This window comes from Novosphingobium sp. LASN5T (genome assembly GCF_003856955.1).
Lineage (GTDB): Bacteria > Pseudomonadota > Alphaproteobacteria > Sphingomonadales > Sphingomonadaceae > Novosphingobium.
The window spans coordinates 447,795-472,804 of the sequence record NZ_RQSI01000001.1 but is presented as its reverse complement, the minus strand read 5'-3'; the positions used below and the strand labels follow the sequence as shown (position 1 = coordinate 472,804).

Genomic DNA, 25,010 nt, shown 5'->3' with positions numbered 1-25,010 from the left:
GGCGCGCCGTCGGTCTCATCAATAGAATGCGGAAACAGTCGAAACCCGACGACGTACTCTTGGCGAGCGGCTAATCTCCGGCATTCATCCAGACACGACTCGTCGAATATTAGAGCAGATTCCGATCACTCTGGCTCATACCCTGCGGCGATAAAGTAGTTGGTGCATTCGTTCGGTGTGAAGCTTGGCAGCGCATCGCGGATGGCGTCCCAGAGCTCGGGGACGGTCCGAGCGGCGGCCTTTCTCAAGATTGATTTCAACTTCGAGAATGCGTTCTCGATTGGGTTGAAGTCCGGGCTGTAAGGCGGAAGGAAGAGCATCCTTGCACCGACGGCTTCGATGGCCTCGCTCGCTGCAGCAACCTTGTGGGCCGGCAGGTTGTCGAGGATCACGATGTCACCGGGCCGCAATGTCGGCGCGAGCACGTCGGGCCGATCCTGCTCGCTGGCGTGCGCCGTTTTTTTTCAAGGTCATCGAGTGACGGTCGAGAAAACGCCAGATCGTGCTCGGTGCGAACTGCGCTCCATGTTCCGCCCTCAGCATCTCGGCCAGCTCGACAAGGGTGATGTCGACCTGGCTCTCGATCGCCGTCAAAATCACGTCGCGATACGCTTCAATCCGCTGGGAGCGCTTGTCGCCACCTTGCGGCTTTGCCCTTGCCGTTCCGCTCTCCCGCCATTCACGGACCCAGCGCACGGCACTTGCGATCGCGACACCAAATCGATCGGCAGCTGCTCGCCGCGACAAACCTGCCTCAGCAGCCGCAATCACCCGCGACCGTAAATCCTCGGATATCGGTTTCACCATGCCTGCTGGCCTCCGTATCCAGCAAGCAGGCTGAATCAGATTTCCAGCGCCTTGGGAATCCCCCGCGATTCTATCCGGTCGGATAATGCTCTAGTAAAGGCTACGGTGATCGCGTTCGCAAACGCGGTGTTCATGCATCTCTCTGCGTCGCGCATCGCTGACGCCCCTCCTCGAATCCACGTCAATGCGCAAATTTCCGGATCGATTCATTTGACCGATATTCGACGAAATGGTCAAGGCTGATCATAAGCCATTGATATATGGTGACCCCTATGGCCACCGAATTATTGCGGCAAGGTATTGTTATTATCGTAGTATTTTCTTTTTTAACATTGTTCGTACCATCACAAATGCCAACTGCCCAATGAGATTGTGTGGACCTGATTGATGCTTCTCGGAACTGGTAAAGAGGGTTGGTAGCAACTGACGGTTGATTATTTGGGCATTCTACTGCGCCTTGATAAACCACAGGGGAAAAATCGAGGGATGCCCCACCGCCTCTTCTCCGCCATCGCTCTCGTTGCTACCCTTATTTTTTGGCCATAATTAATGGGTCTTGGAACGCCTCGGCACGAAATAAGCGGGGATTGCAGCCGAACCGTCCCCTGAAGCGGCGAGCGAAATGGCTCGTGTCGTTAAAGCCGGTCTGATAGGCGATTTCGGTGATCGACAAGGCGCGATACCGGGCGTCCCGCAGATAGCGCGCCGCGTACATCAGCCGAAATTCGATCAGTTCCCGGCCGAAGGTTGAGCCAGCGGCGGCGAACAACCCGTGCAGGTGACGTTTCGAGATGCCAATGTCCCGGGCAAGTTTACCAGGATCGAGATCAGGCTCATGGCTGCGCTCATGGAGGAGCGCCCGGATACGCCGCAGCATCGCGTGATGCTGTGATTTCAGCGCATCGCCCTGCGTTGCCGTCATCAGCCCGAGCAGCGCGCCGATCTGGTCTGCAAGTACCTCTCGCGGCAGCGCGATGTCACCCAGCCCAGCCTCGTCGATCGTGGAAAACATAGCGGCCAGCGGGCGACCCCAAGCCTGCCGGACTGCCGACGACAGGCCGGAAAAGCTCTCAAGGCTCGGCAACCACCGGCCGACCCAGTCGGCGCTCACATGCGCAGTCAGGGCAACGCTCTTTTCCGGACAGATGAATTCATAGGGTTCGGCATTGCGCAGCAGGGCGAAATCACTCTCTGCAATGAATTCTTCGCCGGTCCTGTAGCGCACATGCATGGTGCCCTGCTTCATGAAGACCAGTTCGTAGCTCGCGCTACCGCCGCGCGACACCATGGCTGGCGTGCGCCGGATATGCTGAGGCGTTGCGGTGATGAAGTTGAGTTCGAGCGCGCCGAGGCCGAATTGCCGCCACGAAGCGCAATAGGATTCCGGTTGTTCGCTGCCGACATCCATCTCGGTCATGTGCCGGGAGACAATGTCCGTCCAGCCCGACATCCTTGATTGCGCCTCGAACGCTTCCGTCGTCCAGCAGCGGTCAGGCGCAGTTTCCCTGACATTGCCCATTTGTCCGGCTCCTCTCTCTTGCGGACACTCAAGCCCTGACTTCCAACCGAAATTAGATGCTGCGGCCCGATATCGCAACAGCGGCCGCCATTTGCTCCGGAGCCCTGCACTCTCGGAACGAATTCCATGCACTGGCAGCCGCGCGGCGGAACGCCATGAGGACCAGATAGACCGTTGGCACCAAGCAGTCACGCTCAAGACCGTCGCTAGGGGAGAGACCAAGACATGTTGACCAGACGCCGGTTCGTGCAAGGGTCGGCTTTCGCGGCAGGGCTCGGCCTTGTCGGTCAGAATGCCCTTTGGGCTGCGACGGATATGGCAACCATGCCGCCGGGTCTTACAGGGACGGCCTTCCAGGAGGCGCTGCGCGCCATGCGCTCCGTTGTCGGCGCCCGCTATGTCTTTGCCGACGAGACAGGCCTCCTGGGCTATCACGATCATTTCGCCATGAAGCCGATCGAGGCGCACATGCCCTCGGCCGCGGTGGCGCCGCGTACGGTGGAAGAAATACAGGCGCTTCTCAAGATCGCGCGGGACCATAGCGTCCCGGTCTGGACGATCTCTACCGGCCGGAATTTCGGATATGGCGGGCCCGCGCCCCGGATGCCCGGCACTCTGGTGCTGGACCTCAAGCGGATGAACCGCATCATCGAGGTCAATGAGCGCCATGCCTATGCCGTGGTGGAGCCGGGCGTCTCCTACAGGGATCTTTATCGCCATCTCCAGATGACGGACTCGAAGCTGTGGATCGACTGCGCGGCGCCGGGCTGGGGTGGCGTCGTGGGCAATCTGCTCGATCGCGGCGTCGGGTACACGCCCATGGGCGAGCATTTCCTGCAACAGCAATGCGGCATGCAACTGGTGTTGTCGGATGGGACGGTCGTCGATACCGGCATGGGTGGCCAGCCCGGGCGGAGCGCCGAACATACCTATCGCTATGGGCACGGCCCCTGGTTGGACGGCCTCTTCACCCAGTCGAACTTCGGCGTGGTTACGAGGCTGGGCGTCCAGCTCATGCCCGAGCCGCCCGGCTATCGCCCCTACATGGTCACCTTCCCGGACGAGGCGGCCATCGAGCCGCTCACCGAGGCGATCCGCCCGCTCAAGCTCGCGCAGATCATTCCCAACGCGGCAACCAGCACCGAGTTGATCTGGGAAGCCGCAGTCGAGGTCCGCAAGGACCAGTATCATGACGGCGCCGGCCCCCTGCCGGACAGCGCCCGCAAGAAGCTCATGGCCGATCTCGGCATTGGTGCCTGGAACTTCTACGGGGCGCTTTACGGCCCTGAGGCGGTCATGGACGCGACATGGCCGGTCATTCAGGATGCGCTCGGTTCGATCAAAGGCGCGCGTTTTTATTCGGCTGACGACAAGAAGGGCAGCGCTGCCTTTGCCTACCGTGCCAAGTTGATGCGCGGCATTCCGAACATGACCGAGTTCGGCACGGTCGCCTGGATACCTAATGCCGCTCATGTTGGCTTCGGCCCGGTCGTTCCTGTCGATGGCAAGCTCGCGCTGCGGCAATATAATCGCGTGCGCGAACTCTCGACCCGCGCGGGTTTCGATTATTTCGGCGAGTTCGTCGTCGGCTGGCGCGACATGCATCATATCTTCATGCCGGCCTTTCGGCGCGACGATGAGGCAGAGAAAGAGCGCATGCTCGACCTGTTGGAGGCACTGATCGACGATGCCGCCGCCGACCATTTCGGCGTCTACCGGACGCATCTCGATCTCATGGACAAGGTCGCCTCCACCTTCTCATGGAATGACCATGCGCTGGGCCGCCTCAACGCCAGGCTCAAGGCAGGGCTTGATCCGGCGGGCATTCTCGCTCCCGGCAAGAGCGGCATCTGGCCCGAACGCTATCGGGAGGCAGGCAAGTGACGCGCGGTTTCATCCCCTGTGCAGCGCTGATCCTGCTCAGCCTCGCCGGCTTCAAGGCTGGCAAGGACGAAAAAGTCGCGATTGCCGATACCCGGCCGAAAACTGGCAAGGAGCTCTACGAGCACTGGTGCGCGGCCTGCCATGATGCCGGGCCAGGCCACCCCGGAACGCTGCGCATGGCGGGCGATTTCGGGGACAATCGATCCGTGCTGATCGGGCTGGAAGGCGTCGACAAGGATCTTGTCAAGTATGCCGTCCGCAACGGCTTCAACATGATGCCGCCGTTTCGACCCACCGAGATTTCCGATGAAGAACTCGAACTGCTGGCGGCGCATGTCGCGGGAGGCAAGCCATGAGCAATTTCTCGATCGACGCCATTGGCCGGATCGTCGGCGATGCGAACGTCGATGCGCCCGGATCGGATGCGCTGCGGCAGATCGTGACGCGCCATGGCAACATCGCGGGTGCACGCGCTAACATCGTGGCGCTCGCGCGCCCGGGCAATGGCGATGAGCTTGCCGCCCTCGTAAAACAGGCGCGGCAGGACGGGCTCGCCCTCTTGACCCTCTATAATGCTTCAAGTGTAGGGGCCTCGCTCGGCGGTGACGGTGACTGTCTGGTGCTAGATCTCTCGCGCATGAACCGCATATTGGAGGTTAATCTCGACTATGCCTTCGCGCGCGTCGAGGCCGGTGCGAGCTTCGCGGATCTCGCGAGTCATCTTGCCAAGCATGACCTGCCGCTGATGGTCGATGCCGAGCGCGACCCGAACGCCTCCATCGCGGGCAGCGTCTTCTCGAAGGGCATGGGCTTCACGCCTTATGCCGATCACGCTCTGGTTCAGTGTGGCGGCGAGTTCGTCCTGCCCGATGGCGCGCTGGTGCGCACGGGCATGGGCGCGATGCCGGAAAGCCGGACCTGGAACGTCTACAAGTTCGCGCTCGGACCGTTTTCGGACGGTCTGGCGATTCAGTCGGGCGGCATGATCCCCACGCAGATCGGCATCTGGCTGATGGGAAAGCCGCCGGCGATCCATCCCTTTGCCTTCGACCTGAAGGATGATGATGCGCTGGCGGCTGCGATCGAGTTTCTACGCCCGCTCAAGCTCTCCAACACGCTGGCGGGCACGATCGCGATCACGCACAACCCGTTCGACGCAGCGCGCGGGTCCATCGCGGCGGATCGTGGCGAGTGGCGGCTGTTCGGCGCTCATTATGGCCTCCCTGCCACAGTCGCGCTGATCGAGTCGATGGTCGATGGCGGCCTGGGCCAGATTGCGGGCTGCCGCAAGCTGGATCCCGCAGCGCTGGGCAATGATCCCGTCTGGCGCGAGCAGATTGCCCTGATGAGCGGCGCACCTGGTCCCGGCGCTCCCCACTTCGGATCGCGTAACGGCAGTGCTGCGGCACGGATGACCTTCGTCGCGCCTATTGAGGGTGAAGCGGCCATCTCCATGATGAAGACGGCCAGTGCCGCGCTCGATGTTCACAAGCTGCCGCTGCTTGTCGAATTGTCGCTATGTGGTCGCTCGCTTTTTCAGGCGTTATATCTGCCTTACGAGCCCGGCCCCGTAGCGGGCATCTCGACGGTGGCCGCCTGCGCATCGCAGCTCATTACGGACATGGGCAAAGCAGGGTTTGGCCTTGTCTCCGAAAGTCTCGAATTGAGCCGGCTCGCGGCTTCGACGCTCGGAAGCAGTCCGCTTGGGCAACTTCAGGCGCGGGTGCATGCAGCCATCAAATAAAAACAAAATTAGGCCGTGAACTCATAAGCGAATGACCGTGATTGGTGGCGCGGCCCCTCAGCGCCGGTAAATCTGCTCCAACCAATAATCGCTCATCCAATCGGCTTACCCGAGTAGTTCACCTTGTAGTCGCTCCTGTTCGAAAGTCCATGGGTCGTCGCTCAAGACGAGATCAAGCATCGCTTGTATGCGCCATTCCTCGCCGGGAAGGGCATAAAGAATATGATGACAGATCCCCCAAGCGGCATCTGACAAATGATCGCGTCGAAAGATACGTCGGGCTTCGACATGGCTGTCAAACAGGCGCAGATACGCCCGTCGCATTGCTCCCGGCTCAGGTGATAATCGGGTTCTTGGCTTTTGGACTGATCGCATTGCTGTATTTCGTTACCGAGGAACTGCTCGTTGAAGCGCACGAGCAGCCAGACAGCCCCTTGATCACCGCCATGTTCTTCGTGGGCTTCCTCGCTCTATTGATGATCGAAGAAAGCCTCGGCTGATCCGCCACGTTGTCGTGGCGAAGGGTTTCATTCATTGCCACCCGAATCGCCGAGGCATTCACGCGGGCGCGCTCGGAACACCAACTCAATTCGCGGCAGGTTTCGTCCACAGTGCCCGAGGCGCGTTCTTTTTTGCGGTGGGGCGATTTTATCGGCCTGCTACCTAGAGAGCTACCTAGCAGCAAAGGCTCCGCGGAAATCTCGAAGCGCGTGGCCATTAATATATTGATTTTACTAGATAATTTGGTGGACGCACCAGGGCTCGAACCTAGGACCCGCTGATTAAGAGACAGATCGCGATTTTGCGCATGGTTGATGGTACAGCCTCGGATTGAGGCGCCTCGTCCGAGACGATGCGGATGCGTCCAATCTTTTTGGGGGCAGAGCAGGGGGCACACTTGGCAAATTTTGTCTGGGTATGCGAGTATGTACAGGGTTCTACGAGCCATATTCGAATCCCACCCTCTCCGCCAAGTTTCCGTTCCCGACGGTTCGTATTTCGGATGCTCCGCCTAGCTCGCGCCAATGTCCCGGGCGACGCGGCGCAGGGCGGGCAGCAGGCGTGCGCGCAGATCGGCCATGGAAACGCGCGCGGCCTGCGTGCCGATGTTGAGCGCGGCGATAGTGACGCCCGAACGGTTGCGCACCGGAACCGCGATCGAGCGCAGCCCCGGCTCCAGTTCCTGATCGACGATGGCATATTCCTGTTCCGCGGCGTTGCGGAAAATCTCCAGCAGCGTGGCCGGATCGGTTTGGGTGCGGCCGGTCAATGGGGCGATCGCGGACGTGCGCAGATAGGCCTCCTGTTCCGCGCGGGGCAGGGCGGAGAGCAGGACGCGGCCCATCGAGGTGGCATAGAGCGGCAAACGGCTGCCCACGCGCAGCGAGATCGACATGATGCGGCTCGCTTCGGCGCGGGCGACGTAATAGACTTCGCCTTCCTCCAGCACGCCCAGCGAACAGGATTCGTGGATGTCGTCGCGCAACCGGTCGAGCAGGGGCTGCGCGCGCTGGGCCAGCGTGTTGGACGATAGATAGGCATAGCCCAGAGCCAGTGCCTTGGGGCGGAGCGTGTAGCGGCTTTCGTCGCGCGCGGCATAACCCAGGCTGACCAGCGTGTGCAGGCAGCGCCGGACCGCCGGGCGGCTCAGCCCGGTCAGGCGACTCGCCTGGGCGATGGTCATCGGTCGCTGTTCGTCAGCGAAGCAGCGCAGCACCGCCAGTCCACGCGCCAGCGACATCATGAAATCCGGATCGTTCTCCTGCGGCGTTTCCACGCGGCTGCTCCCGATTTGTAAACGATAATCGTACAATATACCGTTTATCGGTTGACTCAAGCCATCACTGGGCACGAAGTGCGGCCCATGCCGTGCCGGTGCACGCGCGCTGCGGGAGAATGGCGGTGATCGACAAGTCGGTGGCTTCGGTGCGCGCGGCAGTGGCCGATATCGGCGATGGCGCGTCGGTGATGATCGGCGGCTTCGGTACGGCCGGCATGCCGGACGAACTGATCGAAGCGCTGATCGATCGTGGCGTGGGCGACCTTACCATCATCAACAACAACGCCGGCAATGGCGAAACCGGGGTGGCCGCGCTGATCAAGGCCGGGCGGGTGCGCAAGATCATCTGTTCGTTCCCGCGTCAGTCGGACTCGCACCATTTCGACGCGCGTTACCGCGCCGGGGAAATCGAGCTGGAACTGGTGCCGCAAGGCAACCTTGCCGCGCGGATCCAGGCGGCCGGGGCGGGGCTGGGCGCGATCTTCACGCCCACCGGCTATGGCACGCTGCTGGCCGAAGGCAAGGAAACGCGCCGGATCGACGGGCGCGATTATGTGCTGGAATATCCGATCCACGCCGATTTCGCGCTGATCAAGGCGCGCCGGGCCGATCGCTGGGGCAACCTCGTCTATCGCAAGACCGCGCGCAACTTCGGCCCGATCATGGCGATGGCGGCGCGCACCGCGATCGTCCAGGCCGACGAGATGGTGCCGCTGGGATCGCTGGACCCGGAAACGGTGGTGACGCCGGGGATTTTCGTCCAGCGCGTCGTCGCGCTTGGGGCCTCTGTCGCGCGCGCGGCTTGAACGGAAGGAAGCAAGCATGAAGCGTCTCGACCGCGATGCGATGGCCGCACGGGTGGCCCGCGACATTCCCGAAGGGGCCTACGTCAATCTTGGTATCGGCCTGCCGACCCGCGTGGCCGATTTCCTGCCGGTCGATCGGGAGGTGATCCTCCAGAGCGAGAACGGGTTGCTTGGCATGGGGCCGGCGCCCGCGGCCGGGGACGAGGACCCGGAACTGATCAACGCGGGCAAGCAGCCGGTCACGCTGCTGGCGGGCGGCGCGTTCTTCCACCATGCCGACAGCTTCGCGATGATGCGCGGCGGACATATCGACATCTGCGTGCTGGGCGCGTTCCAGGTCTCGGTGCATGGCGATCTCGCCAACTGGCACACCGGCGCGCCGGGAGCGATTCCGGCGGTGGGCGGGGCGATGGATCTCGCCATCGGCGCCAAGCGCACGTTCGTGATGATGGACCTGCTGACGCGCGAGGGGCAGAGCAAGCTGGTCGAGGCGTGCAGCTATCCGCTCACCGGCCTCGCCTGCGTATCGCGCATCTATACCGACCATGCCGTGTTCGATGTGGGGCCGGAAGGGGCCTCGGTCGTGGAGATGATCGACGGGCTCACGCTCGATGCCTTGCAGGGGCTGACCGGCGTGCCGCTGCGCATGGATGCCTAGCGCGCCCGTCTCCGGAACCAGAACGTCCACACCGCCAGACTGCCCAGCAGCGCCAGGCCGAGCCCCACGAGGGTCATAACCAGCCGGTAGGCAAGGCCGCCGACCTTGGCGGCGTGGAGCGGATACACCTGGTTGAACATCCGTGCGCCGGCGGGCAGGTCCAGCGCATCGCGCGAGCCCAGCATACGGCCCGTCGCGGCGTCGAACCATATCATTGACCGGCCGTTGGGCAGCCATTCGTCCGCCCGTTTCATGCGGATCGCGATGGGATCGCCGGGCTTGCGAGGCAGGGAAAGGATGCGCAGGCGCGCGTCGGGGAACCGCGCTTGCGCCTGTTCGATCATTGCGCGCCAGTCCGGCCGCGCGGCGAGAGGGCCGCTGGCGAGTTTGGGCGGCTTCAGGGAAGCCTCGATCGCGGAGGGCGGGGAGAAGGGCCAGAGCACCAGTCCGGCGACGGGCCGGAACACCATCATCGTTCCCGTCAGCGTCACCAGCAGCAGCAATGGCGCGATCACGATGCCCAGATCGCGGTGATGCCACAGGATGGCGGGGCGCGACAGGCGCGAAGGCAATAGCCGCCAGCGGAACGTCCGGCGTGTTCGCCACCACAGGATCGTGCCGGAGACGACGAAGAATACACCGGCCAGCCCCGCGATGCCGATCACGGTTTCCCCGGCGTCCCCGGAGAACAGGTGGTGGTGCAGGTCGAACAGCCAGAGTTCGGGCCGCTGCCACTGGCTGTCCCAGCGGGTAACGATGTGCCCCGCTTGATCGGCATAGGCGCCGGCATCGCCGGGGCCGCGCAACTGTATCAACCCGAACCGTTCGCTGGCGTAGATCAGCGCTTCTCCGCCGCGCGGGGCGGGCAGCAGACGCCCGGTTGCCAGCGCGATCCGGGCCGGATCGCTCACCAGCGCGTCACTGGCATGCGGCAGGGCGATCCAGTCCTCCTTGTGGACCAGGATCGCGCCCGACAGGCCCAGCAAGGCCAGCACCAGGCCGAGCAGGCCACCGGTCCAGCGGTGGAGCAGATCGAGCCACTTCATCGGATCAGAACCGGTAGTCCCAGCCCAGCGTGAAGGCACGGCCGCGTCCCGCGAAATAAAAGAAGTTGTCGGTCGGGCGCGTGGTATCGCTGGCGTAGTCGATATACTGCTTGTCGAACAGGTTCTGCACGCTCAGCGTCCATCCGCCGATCGCGGTCTGATAGCGCAGGCTGGCGTCGGTCAGGGTGTAGCCGCCGAAATCGTTGCGGGGATCGCGCGCAAGGCCCTTGAAGGTGCGGGCGAAATAGACCTGGGTCTGCACCCGCGCGCTGATCGGGCCGCGCACGTAGCTGGCGGCCAGGTTCAGGCGATCGGGCGAGATGTTGGCGCCATCCAGATCGCTGTCGACCCTGCCGTCGTTGTTGGTGTCCGACCGGCCGATCAGGTGCGCGTAACCCAGCGACAGCTTCAGTCCGTCGATCGGCATCTGCACGCCGAGATTCAGCTCCAGCCCGTGGATCTCGACGCGCTGGCGCTGCACGTCGAAGATCCCGTCCGGCCGCTGGACGAGAAGCTGCCCCTCCTTGCTGGTCGACCAGAAGTAGGTGACGCTGCCATCCAACGGGCCGCGCTTTACCTCGATCCCGATCTCCCGGTTGTTGGACACGATCGGCCTGATGTTGAGATAGGTGTCGATCGCGATCCCCGGCTTGTTGATGGCGCGGGTAACCCGGCCGACATCGGGGACGGTGAAGCCTTCGGCATAACTCGCATAGGCGCGGATGCCGGGCCAGGGTTCGATGATCACGCCGCCGTTGAGCAAGGCATCGGAAAAGCGCGGGCTGCCTCCTTTCACGAACGTGCGGTTGGAGGTGGCGAGCGTGGTGAAATCGTCGATGGTGATCCGCACATCCTCGTAGCGGACGCCCCCCGCAAACCGCAGCTTGCCATCCAGCAGCTTCAGGTTGAGCTGGCCGAACGGTGCGAAGCTGCGGAAATCGGTGGGCGGCACCCACACGCGGTTGGTGGCGATCAGGCGCTGTTCGGTCTTGTCCCACAGGGCATCGAAACCGACGATCGCGGTCAACGCCTCGAAGCCGGGCACCGACCGTTCATAGCTGATCTTGCCACCGATCTTGCGCGACCGGTTCTGCGATTGGTCGAACAGGGTGCCGACCGGCGCGATCAGCACGTCCTGGAAGGTTGCCTGCGGCGTGGGCTCTCCGCCGAAGGTGTCGCGGCTGCGGTTGAAGAACACCTGGCTGACGAAGTTGCCGCCCCACAACGCCGTGTCGGTGATCGACAGCGCCACGCTTTCCGTGCGGTTAGTGGCAGGCTTGCCGGGGGGCGTGCCGGGCGTGGCGCTGGTCGGCAGGCCGGTGGCGCGGTTGCCCTGCACGGCCACGTAGTCGCCATCGCCCTTCAGTTCGTAGCGGCTGGCGATCAGGTCGATCCGCCCGGTCGAGGACAAGGCGTAGCCGAACCGCCCGAACAGCGAGAGCGTGCGCGAATCCTGCGTTTCGCCTTGCGTCAGGTTGATGCCGGTGCGGCGTCCCTTTCCGTCATAGAACACGCCGCGCTTGTCGTAGGCGGCGCCCACCGTCGCGTCGAAGCGCCCCGCCTTGTATTGCAGCAACCCCGCGACCTTGCCGCCGAAGCCATCGCTTTCGAAGCCATCGCCGCTGGTTCCCTGCACCAGCACCCGGCCGCCCAGCCCATCGGTCTGGGGGGCGCCGACGGTGACCTGGTTGACGATGCCGCCGGTGCCGCCGATGCCCTGCAGCGCGTTCGAGCCGTAGATTACTTCCACCCGGTCGACGAAGAAGCCGTCGATGGTGAAGCCGTCGCGGCTGCCGTCGCGCAGCGGCGTGGATTGGGGAATGCCGTTGATGGCATAGAGCGGCGAGCGTCCGCGCAGCGTTTCGCCCGCCCCGGAGAGCTTCTGGCGCGTGGGCGAGAACGACGGGATCAGCGTGGCGACAGCATCGGTGACCGAACCGGATATGGCTATCTGCTGTTCCAGAGAAGCCTTGTCGATCACCTCCACGGTGAGGGGCAGGGCATTGGGCGGAAGGATCGTGCGCGCGGCCGTAACGACGATCTGGGTGTCGTCGGGTTCACCACCGGTTTCCGCGAACGCCGTTTGCGGCAGCGATAGCGTCCCTCCTGCCAAAGCGAGAGCGGAAACTGTGAAACCTGCCTTGGCCCTGATCGACACCGTACTTGTCCCCCGTTTGGCTCGCGATGATCGAGGGGCGCGTTATCAATCTCGACTAAGTAATGCAACTCATTCGCATTAAAAAGAATAGACGCCCACGACACATCGCCGCCGCGGATGAGGCGGCCGTAATGGCGGAGGTGGTGAAGGGGCGGGGGCTGGTCTGTGTGCTAGGTCGTAAACTCATAATCAGCAGGCTCGAGGTTTGAAGAAAATGGCCCGGCGCAAGGAGGAGGGGCGCAGGAATATGTCGATATTTCAAGTCCCTCCGACGCCGCGCTGGGCCATTTTGGTCAAATCCCGGCGGGACGTCCAAATGGCTTCCATCTCGAACCGAAAGGCGCTTGCAAAGGCAACCAGCCTTCGCGGCGCGCATTTCGGCCCGATATGTTCGCCATTTGGACGCCTCGATCCTGCTGATTATGAGTTTACGACCTGATGCCACGATCGGCCGCGCCGGAGTTCAGCCGGTCCGTTCGCACCAGACTTCGGATAGCAGCGAGAGCATTGCCGCCCAGCTCTGCCTGTCCGCGCTGGCATCATAGCCGATGGCCGGGATTCCACGCGCGTCACTGTCCGGATCGGTGAAGCCGTGCTTGGCGTGGGCGTAGGCATGAAAGTGCCAGTCGGCATGGGCGCCGTCCATTTCCTCCCAGAACGCCAAAACCTGCGGTCGCGGCACCAGCGGGTCCTTGTCGCCGTGGCAGATCAGGATGCGGGGGCGGATCGTGTCACCAGGTTGAGCCGGGCGCCCGGTCGCCAGGATGCCGTGGAAACTGACGACGACGTCCAGGTCTGCCCCGTCGCGCGCCAGTTCGAGCACGGCCTGCCCGCCCATGCAGAAACCGATCGCGCCGACCGGCAGATCGGCGGCCGCCTCGTGCGCGCGCAGCGTGGCCACCGCCGCGGCGATGCGGTCGCGATAATGCCGCACATCGGCGCGCAAGGTTTCCGCCAGGGCGTGCGAAGCGGCGAAGTCAGCCACGGGCTGGCCGTAGAAGTCCGCGATCAGCGCCACGTAGCCAGCATCCGCCAGCATCTGCGCGCGCCGCTCCATCGGTGCGTTCACGTTCATGATCGTGGGAAAGAGCACGATCGCTCCGCGCGCCGGCCCCGCCGGCCGGGCAAGCCAGCCGGTGAGCACGGTATCATCGTGATGGTAGCGGACTTCCTCCAGCGCCATCGTCTTACTCCGGCAGGAAATCGGGAACGGAAAGATAGCGTTCGCCGGTATCGTAGTTGAAGCCCAGCACGCGGCTGCCGGCGGGAAGGTCCGGCAGTTTCTGCGCGATGGCGGCAAGCGTCGCGCCCGAGCTGATACCCACGAGCAGGCCTTCGACGCTGGCCGAACGGCGCGCCCATTCCTTGGCGTCGCCGGCATCGACCTGGATCGCGCCGTCAATCGACTGGGTGTGGAGGTTGCCGGGGATGAAGCCCGCGCCGATCCCCTGGATCGGATGAGGCGCCGGTTGCCCGCCCGAAATCACCGGCGAGAGCGCCGGCTCGACGGCATAAGCCTTCAGCGCGGGCCAGGTCTTCTTCAGTTCCTCGGCCGAACCCGTCAGGTGGCCGCCGGTGCCCACGCCGGTGATAAGCACGTCGATCGGCGTATCCGCGAAGTCCTTCAGGATTTCCTGCGCGGTGGTGCGGGCGTGGACGGCGACGTTGGCCGGATTTTCGAACTGCTGCGGAATCCATGCGCCCGGCGTTTCGGCAAGCAGCTGGTTCGCGCGTTCGATCGCGCCCTTCATGCCCTTTTCGCGCGGAGTCAGGTCGAATGTCGCGCCATAGGCGAGCATCAGCCGCCGGCGTTCGATCGACATCGATTCGGGCATGACGAGCACGAGCTTGTAGCCTTTTACCGCCGCGACTAGCGCCAGGCCGATACCGGTGTTGCCCGATGTCGGCTCGATGATCGTCCCGCCCGGCTTCAGTTCGCCGCGCTGCTCCGCATCCTCGATCATGGCCAGCGCGATGCGGTCCTTGATCGATCCGCCCGGATTGGTGCGCTCGGCCTTGACCCATACCTCGTGGTCCGGGAACAGGCGCGAAAGGCGAATGTGCGGCGTATTGCCGATGGTGGCGAGAACGCTGTCGGCTTTCATGGTTCAGGTTCCTTCCTTGACATGGTCCGCCTCGGCCTGTGCCGTCGGAGGGGGAGTTTCATATCTACGATACTGTGGCGCAAAGGTCCGCGCGTTTTTGAGTTCCGGGAACAGCACGGCCCACAGCGCGGTGATCGCGATCGCGCCCGCGCCGCCGAACACCACCGCGCCGGTGGCCCCGAGCAGCGCGGCGGCAATGCCCGACTGCATCTCGCCCAGTTCATTGGACGCGGAGATCGCCAGCCCCGATATGGCCGAAACACGGCCGCGCACTTCATCCGGGGTGTTGAGCTGGACCAGCGTGTTGCGGATGAACACCGAGATCATGTCGCCCATGCCAAGGCAGGCGAGCAGCGCCAGCGAGAGGTGGAAGTTGCGCGACAGGCCGAACGCGGCGGTAGCCAGGCCATAGGCGACGACGCCCCATAGCATCTTCACGCCCACGTTGTGCCGAATCGGGTATTTCGACAGCAGGATCGCGACGGCGGCGGCGCCGAAGGCCGGCGCGGCGCGCATCAGGCCCAGCCCGTCCGCGCCAACCGGATGGCCGTCCACGAACAGGATGTCGCGGGCGAACACTGGAAGCAGCGCGGTCGCGCCGCCCAGCAGGACCGCGAACAGATCAAGCGTCACACAGCCAAGCAGGAACCGCTCGTTCCACACATAGGTCAGTCCCTCCAGAATCTGGCGCAGCGGGTGCCGGTCGCGATTGCCCGGCGGCGGGGGCAGCGGGCGGATGCGGAAAAGCGAGAACGCGCCGATCAGCAGCAGGGCAACGGAGGTCCAGTACGGCGCGGTTGGCGCCAGCGAGAACAGGATGCCGCCCAGCGCGGGGCCGGTGACGGATCCGATCTGCATGGCCAGCGCGTTGATCGCGATTGCCTTGGGCATGAGGTCGGCCGGAACGATGTTCGGCGCGATCGATGCCATCGCCGGGGCGATGAACACGCGCGCGGTGCCATGCAGCGCGCCCAGCGTGAACAGCAGGGGTAGCGAAAGGAGGTCCAATTGCGTCGTCAGCGCGAGCGAACCAGCGACCAGCAGGTCGATCAGGCTGGCCAGCGCGGCCACGTTGCGCCGATCGAACCGGTCCGCCAGAACACCCGCGACAGGCGTCAGCAGAAACACCGGCAGGAACTGGACGAGGCCGAGAATGCCAAGCTGAAACGCGGCATGGCCGATGCTCATGCCGTATTGCGCGCGCGCCACGTCATAGAGCTGATAGCCCAGCACCACGACCATGCCGGACGTCGCGATGACCGAACACAGGCGCGCCAGCCAGAAGCGCCTGTAATCCGGAATGGCGATCGGCGAACGGGGAGTCTTGGGAGAGGAAGTCACGCGGCTGGAATGGCAGCGAGACTTCCTCTTGCCAAGCAAGCAAATCTCGTAAGCGGTCAAATTCTCAATGACACGGTCACGCGTACGTCGCGCCCCGCGATCGGCACGAAATCGCGCGTTTCCGAGGTCGCCAGCCGGCCTTCCACGTTGAGCAGGTTGTCGCCCGACAGGATCAGCGAAAGCGCGCCATCCTTGCCCATCGGCCGCCAGGTGGCGCTGGCGTTAACGAGCGTGAAGGCGGATGTCGGGTTTTCGTTGGCGGCTACGCGGCTTTGCGCGGCGTTGTGGATCACCTCGCCACGCAGGCTGAACCGGTCGCTGTTGTATTCCGCGCCGCCGCGCACGCGCAGCGGCGGGATGCGCGGGGCAGGGCCGATGCCGGTCAGCTGCGCGTGGACGTAGTCGACGCCGCCGTCGAGCGAAACCGAACGGTCGCCCCAGTCCAGCGCCTTGACCGAGCCTTCGGCTTCCACGCCACGGAACTTCGCGTCACCCTGGATGAACTGATAGACGGGAAAGCCTTCCACATCGGCCCCGGTGGGAACAGGGGCGATGAAGTCCTTGAAATCGGTGGCATAGGCCGTGACCGCACCCGCAAAGCGATCGGCATGGTAGCGCACGCCCGCCTCCACGGTATTGCTGCGTTCCTTGCGAAAGGCCGGATTGCCGCTTTCGTAGGACTGCGTGGCATCATGGATGCCGTCGATGAACAGTTCCTCGGCGCTTGGCGCGCGTTCGCCATGGCTGCCGGACAAGCTGATGGTAAGGCTTTCCACGGGATGCCAGGCCAGCCCCAGCCCTGCGGCAAGCTGGTTGAAATCGCGTGTGATCCCATTCGGGCGCGCCTTGACCGAGGTGTGTTCGTAGCGGCCGCTGGCCTCGAGGTCGAAGGTGCCCACCGAAAGCTGCTGCCGCGTGAACACGGCAAAGCGGTCGGTCAGGTTGTCCGGGATCAGGCGTTCGTCGCCCACCACGCGCAAGTCGCGGCTGCCATACTGGATGCCGGTTTCGCCCCGCCAGCCGCCATGCCGCGCCTGCACCAGTTCCAGACGCGTCTCGATGCTCTTGTTGAAGAAGCGCGTTCCCGCCACGCCACCTTCGATCTCGGCATGGGTATAATCGCCATAGGCTCCCCGGAATTCGAGCTTGTCGAAGAATCCATTGAGATTGAGGCTGCCGCGTATGTCGTAGCGGGTCTGGCGCAGCGAGATCGACACCGGATCGCCGCTGCCCGCTTCGGGGCGGGGCGGGATGCCATAATCGCTGGTCAGGCGCGAGACGGAGATGCCCAGGCTGCCCCCGGCGTCGATGAACGCAACGCCGGCGCCCAGCGTGGAACCCCGCGCGAAGCTGTTCGCCAGCCGTCCGCGCGCATTCGCCTGCTGGGTCAGCGAAGCTGCGCCTTCGGTATCGCCATCGCTTGCCAGTTCCGCCGCCGAGGCCAGCGTGTCGGCGCGCAACTGCGGCGAAAGCACGTTGCCGCCGATGCGCAGGTTATCGGCGTGGTTGTACGAGGCGTCCAGATGCGCGACGAAGCGCGGCGCCAGGGCAACGTCCATCGCTCCGCCGACGTTGACCGAGTTTGCCGCGGTGCCGTAGCTCCCCTGCGCGGTCAGTTCGACGGGCTTGTCGGGCACGCGGCGTGGAATGCGCTTGTCGATCGCGTTGACCGCCCCGCCGGCCGGATCGGCGGCATAGAGCAGCACTTCCGGCCCGTGGAGCACATCGATCCGGTCGATGTTGAGCGTATCCAGCGCGACGCCGTGGTCGGCCGAGACGGACGACGCATCGAGCGAGCCCAGGCCATCGGTCAGCACCTGCACGCGCGGACCGTCGAACCCGCGCAGCACCGGGCGCGATGCGCCGGGCGCGAAACCGCTGGTGGAAACGCCGGGCAACCGGGCGAGCATCGCGCCGATCTGCGGCTGCGTATTGCGGGCGAGGTCTTCGCCGGTCAGCACGACCGGCGCAACGATCACGTCCCGATCACCGGAGATCAGGCGGCCTGTCACCACGATCGGCGCGTGGCCGGCGTCGTCGGGCGTGCCGGTGGGGTGGGCGCTGTCCACGTGCCCGTCCGTGCCATCGGCCGGAGGGGCGGGGGGCGTCTGTGCAAGCGGAGCGGCAAGGGCCGGCGATGCGGCAAGAAGAAGCGCGAGGGCGGAGGAGGACAGGAATTGACGTTGCAAGGAATCACCCCGGGGTTTGAACTCTGGGCGTTCGTAATGAAATGATATAATATATCAACCCTGAATCGACGAACGTGGCAACAAGGGCGGTTGTCCGCCTTGAGCCGGAATCAGCCCGGAATCAGCCTTTGCCGCGCAGACGCGGGTTGGGCTGCAGGCTCTTGATCATTTTCAGGAAATCTTCGGGCCGGATGATGCGTTCGAACTGGAATCCGGTGCGATCATCCTTGATCCACACGATAAAGGCTTCGATGCGGCCGATCTGCGGGAGCCGCACGGTCACGCGTTCACCCCGGCCAAGATCCGTGACTCCCTGAGCCATGAACCCGTTGGACGAGATGTTGACGATGTGCAGCATCACATCGCCCATGCGACGATGCTCACCGATGACCGGCAGATTTACCGGCTGTCGCGTGGCACGGCGCAGGTCGGTGACTGAAAGCTGGGCTCCGCCAGGCATCGTTCCTCCTCGTCGTGGGAAAGTGGAGCCGATGCTGTAGCTGCGAAATGCCAAATATTCCCTAAACCTGCTTCGGACTTTTTCCGCCTGCTTCAAAAGTTTGCGGTAAAGGGATCAGGCCGGGCGGATGATGCCGTGCTTCTTCTTTCCCGCGGAAATCCGCCGTTCCTGGCCCGCCAGCACGATCTGGAAGCCTTCGTCGGATACGGATTCGCCGTCAATCCGGGCGCCACCGCCGGCGATAAGGCGTTTTGCCTCGCCACGGCTCACCGCAAAACCGATACCGACCAGCGCATCGATCAGGCTGATCGCGTCATCGGCGCAGGCGAGCGTGGGCAGGTCCTGACCGATCCCACCGCCCGCGAACGTGGCGGCAGCCGTGGCTTCGGCGGCGCGGGCCGCTTCCTCGCCACGGACCAGCCGGGTGATCTCGTTGGCGAGGACCACCTTGGCGGCGTTGATCTCGCTGCCTTCCAGCGCTTCGAGCCGGGCGATCTCGTCAAGCGGCAGGTCGGTGAACAGGCGCAGGAACCGGCCGACATCGCGGTCATCGCTGTTGCGCCAGTATTGCCAGAAGTCCCACGCGGGCAACGCGTCCTCGTTCAGCCACACGGCCCCCGCCGCCGTCTTGCCCATCTTGGAACCGTCGGCCGTGGTCAGCAGTGGCGTGGTGACGCCGAAAACTTCCACCCCGTCCATGCGGCGGGTCAGTTCGATGCCGTTGACGATGTTGCCCCACTGGTCCGATCCCCCCATCTGCAACCGGCAGGCATGCCGCTGCGACAGTTCGCGGAAATCGTAGGCCTGAAGGATCATGTAGTTGAATTCGAGGAACGACAGCGATTGTTCGCGGTCCAGCCGCTGCTTCACCGAATCGAAGCTCAGCATCCGGTTGACCGAGAAATGCTGGCCCACCTCGCGCAGGAAGGGAATGTATTCCAGCTTGTCGAGCCAGTCCGCGTTGTCGACCATGATCGCGTCGCTCGGCCCGTCGCCGAAGGTCAGGAAGCGTTCGAACACGGTCTTGATCGAGGCGACGTTCGCCGCGATCGTGTCCGTCGTCAGCAGCTTGCGCGCTTCGTCCTTGAAGCTGGGATCACCGATCTTGCCGGTGCCGCCGCCCATCAGCACGATCGGCTTGTGCCCGGCCTGCTGCAAGCGGCGGAGCAACATGATCTGGACCATGCTGCCCACATGCAGCGATGGCGCGGTGGGATCGAAGCCGATATAGCCCGGGATGACCTGCTTCTGCGCCAGCGCATCGAGCGCGGCGGCATCGGTAAGCTGGTGGATGTAGCCACGCTCGTCGAGCAGGCGGAGCAGGGTGGACTTGTATGCGGTCATGGTGGCCTCTTGTCAGGAGCGCGCGCCTAGCACGGAGAAATGCGCTTGGGAACGTTCGAGCTTGTGCCGCACCCCGATCACCCGCCGCTGGCGGTCAGCCGGATCGAGGCGCGGATCATCGGGCATGACGCGAACTGGTTGCAGGTGCGCTGGCGGATCGACGGCAGCGAGCGAGTGATCGTGCCGTCGTTCGCGGGCAAGGGGCGGGCAGACGGCTTGTGGCAGGCTACCTGCTTTGAGGTGTTCCTCCGCACCCCGGGCGAGGCCTCCTATGTCGAGCTGAACCTGTCGCCGTCCGAACGGTGGGCGGCCTATGACCTTTCCGACTATCGCAGCGGCATGGTTGCCCGGCCCATGCCGCGCGATCCCTCCTGCACCCTGCGCTTGGGCGGACGCATGATGATCTTCGATGCCGCGATTCCGGTGGCGGGCCTGCCACCGTGCCCCTGGCAGGCCGCGCTTACCGCCGTGATCGTCGAGGACGGGGGGCGGACCTCCTATTGGGCACTGGCGCATGCCCCCGGCAAGGCGGACTTTCACCATCCCGCTTGCTTCGCGCTGTCGGTTGCGGCACCGGGGGCCGCATGAAATTTGGTATCGATCGCCTCCTCGCCGACCCCGACCTGCGCGCACCGCTGGAAGGAAAGCGCGTCGCCCTTGTCGCGCATCCTGCATCCCTGACCGAGAATCTCGAGCATTCGCTGGACGCCCTGATGGCCTGCCCCGGCATCCGGCTGACGTCCGCCTTCGGCCCGCAGCACGGCCTGAAGGGGGACAAGCAGGACAACATGGTGGAGACCGAGGACTTTCTCGATCCCAACTGCGGCATTCCCGTGTTCAGCCTCTATGGCGAGGTCCGCCGGCCGACGCCGGAGATGATGGACAGCGCCGACGTGTTCCTGTTCGATCTGCAGGATCTGGGGTGCCGGATCTACACCTTCGTCACCACGCTGCTTTACATGCTGGGCGCGGCGGCGAAGCAGGGCAAGGAAGTGTGGGTGCTGGACCGGCCCAATCCCGTGGGGCGCCCGGTTGAAGGAACGGTGCTGCAGCCCGGATGGGAAAGCTTCGTCGGCGCCGGGGCCATGCCGATGCGGCACGGGCTGACGCTGGGCGAGATGGGGCGCTGGTTCATCGACGAGTTCCGGCTGGATGTCGAATACCGCGTGATCAAGATGGAAGGCTGGCAGCACGAGGCGGCGCCCGGCTTTGGCTGGCCGGACAGCCGCGTGTGGGTGAACCCCAGCCCGAATGCGCCCAATCTCAACATGGCGCGCGCCTATGCCGGCACGGTGATGCTCGAAGGCACCACGCTGTCGGAAGGGCGCGGCACGACCCGCCCGCTCGAAGTGCTGTTCGGCGCGCCCGATCTCAACGCCCGCGCGGTACTGTCGGAAATGGAGCGGCTGGCGCCCGAATGGCTGGAAGGCTGCGCCCTGCGCGAATGCTGGTTCGAGCCGACGTTCCACAAGCACGAAAAGACGTTGTGCAATGGCTTGATGATCCACGCCGAAAGAGGCTTCTATCATCACTATCGCTTCCGCCCCTGGCGGTTGCAGGCGTTGGCGTTCAAGGCCATCCGCCGGCTACAGCCGGAATACCCGCTCTGGCGCGAATTTCCGTACGAGTACGTCTATGACAAGCTGGCGATCGACGTGATCAACGGCGGGCCTTCGCTGCGCGAATGGGTGGACGATCCCCGCTCGCGCCCGGGTGACCTCGATGATCTGGCATCGCCCGACGAAACCCGGTGGATCGAGGAACGCCGCCACTACTTCCTTTATTGATGGCGACTGGCCCTAAGCGCCGCGCTTAGGGTCCCGCCTCAATGCTTTTTGCGCGTCAGTTCGCGCATCGCGTCGTCCAGCCCCTCCAGTGTCAGCGCATACATCGAGCCGCCCACCAGGTCGCGCAGCATCTTGGTGGATTGCGAATAGTTCCACTGCTTTTCGGGCACGGGGTTCAGCCACACCGTTGCCGGATAGGTCTGCGCCATGCGGTGCATCCACACCGCGCCCGCTTCCTCGTTGAAATGCTCGACCGAACCGCCGGGATGGCTGATCTCGTAGGGGCTCATCGCCGCGTCGCCGACGAAGATCACCTTGTAGTCGTGGCCGTACTTGTGGAGGATGTCCCAGGTCTGCGTCCGTTCCGACCACCGGCGCTTGTTGTCCTTCCACACCCCTTCGTACAGGCAGTTGTGGAAATAGAAGAACTCCATGTTCTTGAACTCGGCGGTGGCCGCGCTGAACAGTTCCTCCACCAGCTTGATGAACGGGTCCATCGATCCGCCCACGTCCAGGAACAGCAGCAACTTCACGGCATTGCGCTTTTCCGGGCGCATGCGGATGTCGAGCCAGCCCTGCTTGGCGGTGCCTTCGATCGTGCCCTCGAGGTCCAGTTCGTCGGCATTGCCCTCGCGCGCGAAGCGGCGCAGGCGGCGCAGCGCCACCTTGATGTTGCGCGTGCCCAGTTCCCGGGTGCTGTCCAGGTTCTGGAACTCGCGTTTTTCCCAGACCTTCAGCGCTCGCTTGTGCTTGGATTCGCCGCCGATGCGCACGCCTTCGGGGTTGTATCCCGAATTGCCGAAGGGGCTGGTGCCGCCGGTGCCGATCCACTTGTTGCCGCCCTGGTGGCGTTTCTCCTGTTCCTCCAGCCGCTTCTTCAGCGTGTCCATGATATCTTCCCACGAACCGAGGGATTTGATCTTCTCCATCTCCTCGGGCGAGAGGAACTTCTCGGCCACGGCCTTCAGCCAGTCTTCGGGAATGTCGACCGGGCGCTGGCCATAATCGGTCAGCAGCCCCTTGAAGACCTTGTTGAAGACCTGGTCGAACCGGTCGAGCAGACCCTCATCCTTCACGAACGTGGCGCGCGAAAGGTAGTAGAACGCTTCGGGCGTCTGCTCGATCACGTCCTTTTCCAGCGCTTCCAGCAGCACGAGGTGCTCCTTGAAGCTGGCCGGAATCCCGGCCGCGCGCAGTTCGTCGACAAAGTTGAAGAACATGGTGTCAGGCCCTCTCTTGCGGGCGATGAAGCGCCGCGACCAGTACGAAGGAAATATACATGAGCAGAAGCCAGGCGCCCAGCTTGGACGGCCCCACCATCGCCCAGCCGTCGGTCTGGCTTGGATAGATCCACGCGCGCGAAAACGTGGCAATGTTTTCGGCGAACCAGATGAATGCCGCCACCAGAAACCAGCCGAGCAGCAGCGGCATCCAGCGATCCGCACGCCACACGCGGAACCAGATGCGCGTGCGCAGGAACAGCAGCGCCATCGCCGCGAAGAGCGCGGGACGGATATCGGGCAACCAGTGGTGGGTGAAAAAGTTCACATAGATCGCGACAGCAAGCAGCATGGATGCCCAGCGCGCCGGGTAGCGATCGAAGCGGAAATCGAAGATCCGCCAGACGCGCGCGATATAGCTGCCCACGGCGGCATACATGAAGCCGGAAAACAGCGGCACGCCGCCGATGCGCAGCAGGTTAGGTTCCGGATATTGCCACGATCCCACCGCCGTCTTGAACAGTTCCATCACCGTGCCGACGATGTGGAAGGCCAGAATCACCTTGGCCTCGTCCAGCGTTTCCAGCCGGAACGCCAGCATCCCGGCCTGAATCGCCACAGCGCCCAGCGTGAGCGCATCGTACCGGGCGATCGCGGCGTGCGCCGGCCAGAACAGGTGCGTCAGGAACAGCATCGCCAGCATCAGCCCGCCGAACAGGCAGGCCCACCCCTGCTTGAAGCCGAACAGCAGGAACTCGAACGTCCAGGCGGGAAGGCCCGGGCGCGGCTCCACGGCTTCCAGCCGCGCGCGAATGGCGGCGAACCGCGTGTGCGGCACGTCCTCGTGGTGCGGAGGAGAGGGGTGGGGGGCGTGCAAGGCCGTCAGGCCGCCGGCGGCGGTGGCGGGGCAGGGGGCTGGCGTGGCCATTGCTCCAGCGCGGGATCGATCTGCGCCCAGTCGGGCGCATCGTCCGTCCAGATCACCATGTCCGGGCGCAGGCCGTGCGGCTCGTCGAGCACGCCGAAGCGCACCGTCTTCAGGTGCATCCGCGCCGAGCTTTGGCCATAGACCTGCGTGCCGCAGGACGGGCAGAACGAGAAGGTCAGCGTGTTGCCGCTGGCCGACCGCCAGTCGGACGAGGCCAGCGTGCCCGATACGGTCACGTCATCGCCCTTGAAGATGGCGTTGTGCGTGGGGCCGCCGGCGGCAAGCCGCTGGCACTGGCGGCACCAGCACTGGCGTGTGGCCACCGGTTCTCCGGCGATTTCGAGCGTGACCGCGCCGCAGGCGCACCGTCCGGTGTAGCTCATGGACATTTCTCCATCCGGCTTTTTGCGTACCGGGTATTGTTAGTGTTACATACAATTTGTAGGGTGCGTCGATAAGGAGAGGACAACCGCACCCATGCTCAAGCTCTACAGTTTCGGCCCTGGCGCCAATTCGCTCAAGCCCCTGCTGACGCTTTACGAAAAGGGCCTGCCGTTCGAAGGCCACCGCCTGAACCCGGCTACGTTCGAGCACCATTCGGACTGGTTCAAGGCGATCAACCCGCGCGGACAGGTGCCGGCGTTGGTAGACGAGGGCCGGATCGTCACCGAATCCACGGTGATCTGCGAATATCTGGAAGACGAGTACCCGACCGAGGTCGCGCTGCGGCCCGCCGACAGTTTCGGCAAGGCGGAGATGCGCGTCTGGACCAAGTGGGTGGACGAATACTTCTGCTGGTGCGTGTCCACGATCGGCTGGCATCGCGGCGTCAGCCACATGGCGCAGCGCCTGTCCGATGCGGAGTTCGAGGAACATCTGAAGAAGATTCCGGTCCCCGAACAGCAGGTAAAATGGCGCCGCGCGCGCGAAGGCTTCCCGCAGGACCTGCTCGACGAGGAAATGCGCAAGATCGCGGTATCGGTGCGGCGGCTGGACGATCATCTGGCCGACAACGAATGGCTGGCGGGGGGCATGTACACGCTGGCGGACATCTGCAACTTCGCGATCGCCAACGGTATGCAGAAGGGCTTTGCCGAACTGGTCAACACCAGCGACACGCCGCACCTGGTCCGCTGGATCGAGCAGATCAACCAGCGCCCGGCGGTTCAGCGCATGTTCGCGGAAGTGCCGATGGAACGGCTCGGGCCGCCGAAAACGTGATTGCCGCGCCGAT

21 protein-coding genes and 2 pseudogenes are annotated in these 25,010 nt (G+C 64.1%); 9 read left to right on the top strand and 14 right to left on the bottom strand.

The genetic code is table 11. The annotated features are described in order from the left end of the window. Positions 1-125: 125 nt before the first annotated feature. Positions 126-807, bottom strand: a pseudogene (locus tag EH199_RS02255) (transposase). 529 nt (positions 808-1,336) lie between these two features. After that, positions 1,337-2,326, bottom strand: coding sequence for a helix-turn-helix domain-containing protein (locus tag EH199_RS02250; protein WP_190287063.1), 990 nt, complete (start codon positions 2,324-2,326; stop codon positions 1,337-1,339). A 324-nt stretch (positions 2,327-2,650) separates the two neighbouring features. Here EH199_RS02250 and EH199_RS02245 point away from each other — a divergent pair, with 324 nt between their 5' ends. The 4 genes and pseudogenes from EH199_RS02245 to EH199_RS24595 form a co-directional block, all read left to right on the top strand. Continuing rightward, positions 2,651-4,210: an FAD-binding oxidoreductase gene (locus EH199_RS02245; RefSeq protein ID WP_124807624.1), complete on the top strand. Its 1,560-nt coding sequence runs from the start codon at positions 2,651-2,653 to the stop codon at positions 4,208-4,210. Beyond that, a complete protein-coding gene (locus tag EH199_RS02240; protein WP_190287061.1) occupies positions 4,207-4,566 on the top strand; it encodes a cytochrome c in 360 nt (119 codons plus the stop codon). The genes EH199_RS02245 and EH199_RS02240 overlap by 4 nt, the downstream gene beginning before the upstream one ends. Continuing rightward, complete coding sequence (locus tag EH199_RS02235; RefSeq protein ID WP_124807622.1) at positions 4,563-5,954, top strand: FAD-dependent oxidoreductase; 1,392 nt, start codon at positions 4,563-4,565, stop codon at positions 5,952-5,954. Before EH199_RS02240 ends, EH199_RS02235 begins: the two co-directional genes overlap by 4 nt. A gap of 305 nt (positions 5,955-6,259) precedes the next feature. Further along, a pseudogene (locus tag EH199_RS24595) lies at positions 6,260-6,454 on the top strand (transporter); the annotation flags it as partial. Positions 6,455-6,966: 512 nt separating this feature from the next. Here the strand turns inward: EH199_RS24595 and EH199_RS02220 are convergent. Then, the gene (locus EH199_RS02220; RefSeq protein ID WP_223806423.1) at positions 6,967-7,731 is read right to left on the bottom strand and encodes an IclR family transcriptional regulator C-terminal domain-containing protein; all 765 of its coding nucleotides are present in this window, start codon (positions 7,729-7,731) and stop codon (positions 6,967-6,969) included. A gap of 125 nt (positions 7,732-7,856) precedes the next feature. Here EH199_RS02220 and EH199_RS02215 point away from each other — a divergent pair, with 125 nt between their 5' ends. Together EH199_RS02215 and EH199_RS02210 are read left to right on the top strand one after the other, a co-directional pair. Continuing rightward, positions 7,857-8,540: a 3-oxoacid CoA-transferase subunit A gene (locus tag EH199_RS02215; protein WP_124807620.1), complete on the top strand. Its 684-nt coding sequence runs from the start codon at positions 7,857-7,859 to the stop codon at positions 8,538-8,540. Positions 8,541-8,556: 16 nt separating this feature from the next. Next, positions 8,557-9,198 carry a 3-oxoacid CoA-transferase subunit B gene (locus tag EH199_RS02210; RefSeq protein WP_124807619.1) on the top strand — a complete coding sequence of 214 codons (642 nt, stop codon included), beginning with the start codon at positions 8,557-8,559 and terminating at the stop codon, positions 9,196-9,198. On the opposite strand, the gene EH199_RS02205 is transcribed toward EH199_RS02210, so the two are convergent. From EH199_RS02205 to tyrS, 8 genes are all read right to left on the bottom strand, one after another. Beyond that, positions 9,195-10,244, bottom strand: coding sequence for a PepSY domain-containing protein (locus tag EH199_RS02205; RefSeq protein WP_124807618.1), 1,050 nt, complete (start codon positions 10,242-10,244; stop codon positions 9,195-9,197). The two genes, EH199_RS02210 and EH199_RS02205, sit on opposite strands and share 4 nt — an antisense overlap. A 4-nt stretch (positions 10,245-10,248) precedes the next feature. Then, complete coding sequence (locus EH199_RS02200; protein WP_124807617.1) at positions 10,249-12,402, bottom strand: TonB-dependent receptor; 2,154 nt, start codon at positions 12,400-12,402, stop codon at positions 10,249-10,251. Between the two features lie 463 nt (positions 12,403-12,865). Then, positions 12,866-13,585 carry a dienelactone hydrolase family protein gene (locus EH199_RS02195; protein WP_124807616.1) on the bottom strand — a complete coding sequence of 240 codons (720 nt, stop codon included), beginning with the start codon at positions 13,583-13,585 and terminating at the stop codon, positions 12,866-12,868. A 4-nt stretch (positions 13,586-13,589) separates the two neighbouring features. Continuing rightward, positions 13,590-14,507: a cysteine synthase A gene (gene cysK / locus EH199_RS02190; protein WP_124807615.1), complete on the bottom strand. Its 918-nt coding sequence runs from the start codon at positions 14,505-14,507 to the stop codon at positions 13,590-13,592. A 3-nt stretch (positions 14,508-14,510) separates the two neighbouring features. Continuing rightward, positions 14,511-15,848, bottom strand: a complete 1,338-nt coding sequence (locus EH199_RS02185) for an MFS transporter (RefSeq protein WP_124807614.1) — start codon at positions 15,846-15,848, stop codon at positions 14,511-14,513. Positions 15,849-15,904: 56 nt separating this feature from the next. Next, positions 15,905-17,917: a TonB-dependent receptor gene (locus tag EH199_RS02180; protein ID WP_223806422.1), complete on the bottom strand. Its 2,013-nt coding sequence runs from the start codon at positions 17,915-17,917 to the stop codon at positions 15,905-15,907. A gap of 241 nt (positions 17,918-18,158) precedes the next feature. Beyond that, positions 18,159-18,497 carry a PilZ domain-containing protein gene (locus EH199_RS02175; RefSeq protein WP_124807613.1) on the bottom strand — a complete coding sequence of 113 codons (339 nt, stop codon included), beginning with the start codon at positions 18,495-18,497 and terminating at the stop codon, positions 18,159-18,161. A gap of 114 nt (positions 18,498-18,611) precedes the next feature. After that, the gene (gene tyrS, locus EH199_RS02170) at positions 18,612-19,841 is read right to left on the bottom strand and encodes a tyrosine--tRNA ligase (protein WP_124807612.1); all 1,230 of its coding nucleotides are present in this window, start codon (positions 19,839-19,841) and stop codon (positions 18,612-18,614) included. Positions 19,842-19,886: 45 nt separating this feature from the next. Here tyrS and EH199_RS02165 point away from each other — a divergent pair, with 45 nt between their 5' ends. Next, positions 19,887-20,429: a DOMON-like domain-containing protein gene (locus EH199_RS02165; RefSeq protein ID WP_223806421.1), complete on the top strand. Its 543-nt coding sequence runs from the start codon at positions 19,887-19,889 to the stop codon at positions 20,427-20,429. Then, positions 20,426-21,628: an exo-beta-N-acetylmuramidase NamZ domain-containing protein gene (locus EH199_RS02160; protein WP_124807610.1), complete on the top strand. Its 1,203-nt coding sequence runs from the start codon at positions 20,426-20,428 to the stop codon at positions 21,626-21,628. Before EH199_RS02165 ends, EH199_RS02160 begins: the two co-directional genes overlap by 4 nt. Positions 21,629-21,666: 38 nt before the next feature. Here EH199_RS02160 and EH199_RS02155 read toward each other — a convergent pair whose 3' ends face one another. Genes EH199_RS02155 through EH199_RS02145 form a run of 3 tightly spaced genes read right to left on the bottom strand, consistent with a single transcriptional unit; the run spans position 21,667 to position 24,159 of the window. Continuing rightward, positions 21,667-22,848, bottom strand: coding sequence for a VWA domain-containing protein (locus EH199_RS02155; RefSeq protein ID WP_124807609.1), 1,182 nt, complete (start codon positions 22,846-22,848; stop codon positions 21,667-21,669). A 4-nt stretch (positions 22,849-22,852) separates the two neighbouring features. Next, positions 22,853-23,776 (bottom strand): DUF817 domain-containing protein, encoded by a 924-nt coding sequence (locus EH199_RS02150; RefSeq protein ID WP_124807608.1) that lies wholly within the window; start codon positions 23,774-23,776, stop codon positions 22,853-22,855. Continuing rightward, a complete protein-coding gene (locus EH199_RS02145; protein ID WP_124807607.1) occupies positions 23,731-24,159 on the bottom strand; it encodes a GFA family protein in 429 nt (142 codons plus the stop codon). Before EH199_RS02145 ends, EH199_RS02150 begins: the two co-directional genes overlap by 46 nt. 94 nt (positions 24,160-24,253) lie before the next feature. On the opposite strand from EH199_RS02145, the gene EH199_RS02140 reads away from it, so the two are divergent. Next, entirely contained in the window at positions 24,254-24,997 is a 744-nt protein-coding gene (locus EH199_RS02140; protein WP_124807606.1) for a glutathione S-transferase family protein, read from the top strand. Positions 24,998-25,010: the final 13 nt, after the last annotated feature.

Bases quoted from the DNA above. Each gene is read 5' to 3' on its own strand.
- cysK (WP_124807615.1), bottom strand. From the start codon at position 14,507: ATGAAAGCCGACAGCGTTCTCGCCACCATCGGCAATACGCCGCACATT.
- EH199_RS02235 (WP_124807622.1), top strand. From the start codon at position 4,563: ATGAGCAATTTCTCGATCGACGCCATTGGCCGGATCGTCGGCGATGCG.
- EH199_RS02155 (WP_124807609.1), bottom strand. From the start codon at position 22,848: ATGTTCTTCAACTTTGTCGACGAACTGCGCGCGGCCGGGATTCCGGCC.
- EH199_RS02145 (WP_124807607.1), bottom strand. From the start codon at position 24,159: ATGAGCTACACCGGACGGTGCGCCTGCGGCGCGGTCACGCTCGAAATC.
- tyrS (WP_124807612.1), bottom strand. From the start codon at position 19,841: ATGACCGCATACAAGTCCACCCTGCTCCGCCTGCTCGACGAGCGTGGC.
- EH199_RS02140 (WP_124807606.1), top strand. From the start codon at position 24,254: ATGCTCAAGCTCTACAGTTTCGGCCCTGGCGCCAATTCGCTCAAGCCC.
- EH199_RS02245 (WP_124807624.1), top strand. From the start codon at position 2,651: ATGCCGCCGGGTCTTACAGGGACGGCCTTCCAGGAGGCGCTGCGCGCC.
- EH199_RS02175 (WP_124807613.1), bottom strand. From the start codon at position 18,497: ATGCCTGGCGGAGCCCAGCTTTCAGTCACCGACCTGCGCCGTGCCACG.
- EH199_RS02205 (WP_124807618.1), bottom strand. From the start codon at position 10,244: ATGAAGTGGCTCGATCTGCTCCACCGCTGGACCGGTGGCCTGCTCGGC.
- EH199_RS02210 (WP_124807619.1), top strand. From the start codon at position 8,557: ATGAAGCGTCTCGACCGCGATGCGATGGCCGCACGGGTGGCCCGCGAC.
- EH199_RS02195 (WP_124807616.1), bottom strand. From the start codon at position 13,585: ATGGCGCTGGAGGAAGTCCGCTACCATCACGATGATACCGTGCTCACC.
- EH199_RS02160 (WP_124807610.1), top strand. From the start codon at position 20,426: ATGAAATTTGGTATCGATCGCCTCCTCGCCGACCCCGACCTGCGCGCA.
- EH199_RS02150 (WP_124807608.1), bottom strand. From the start codon at position 23,776: ATGGCCACGCCAGCCCCCTGCCCCGCCACCGCCGCCGGCGGCCTGACG.
- EH199_RS02250 (WP_190287063.1), bottom strand. From the start codon at position 2,326: ATGGGCAATGTCAGGGAAACTGCGCCTGACCGCTGCTGGACGACGGAA.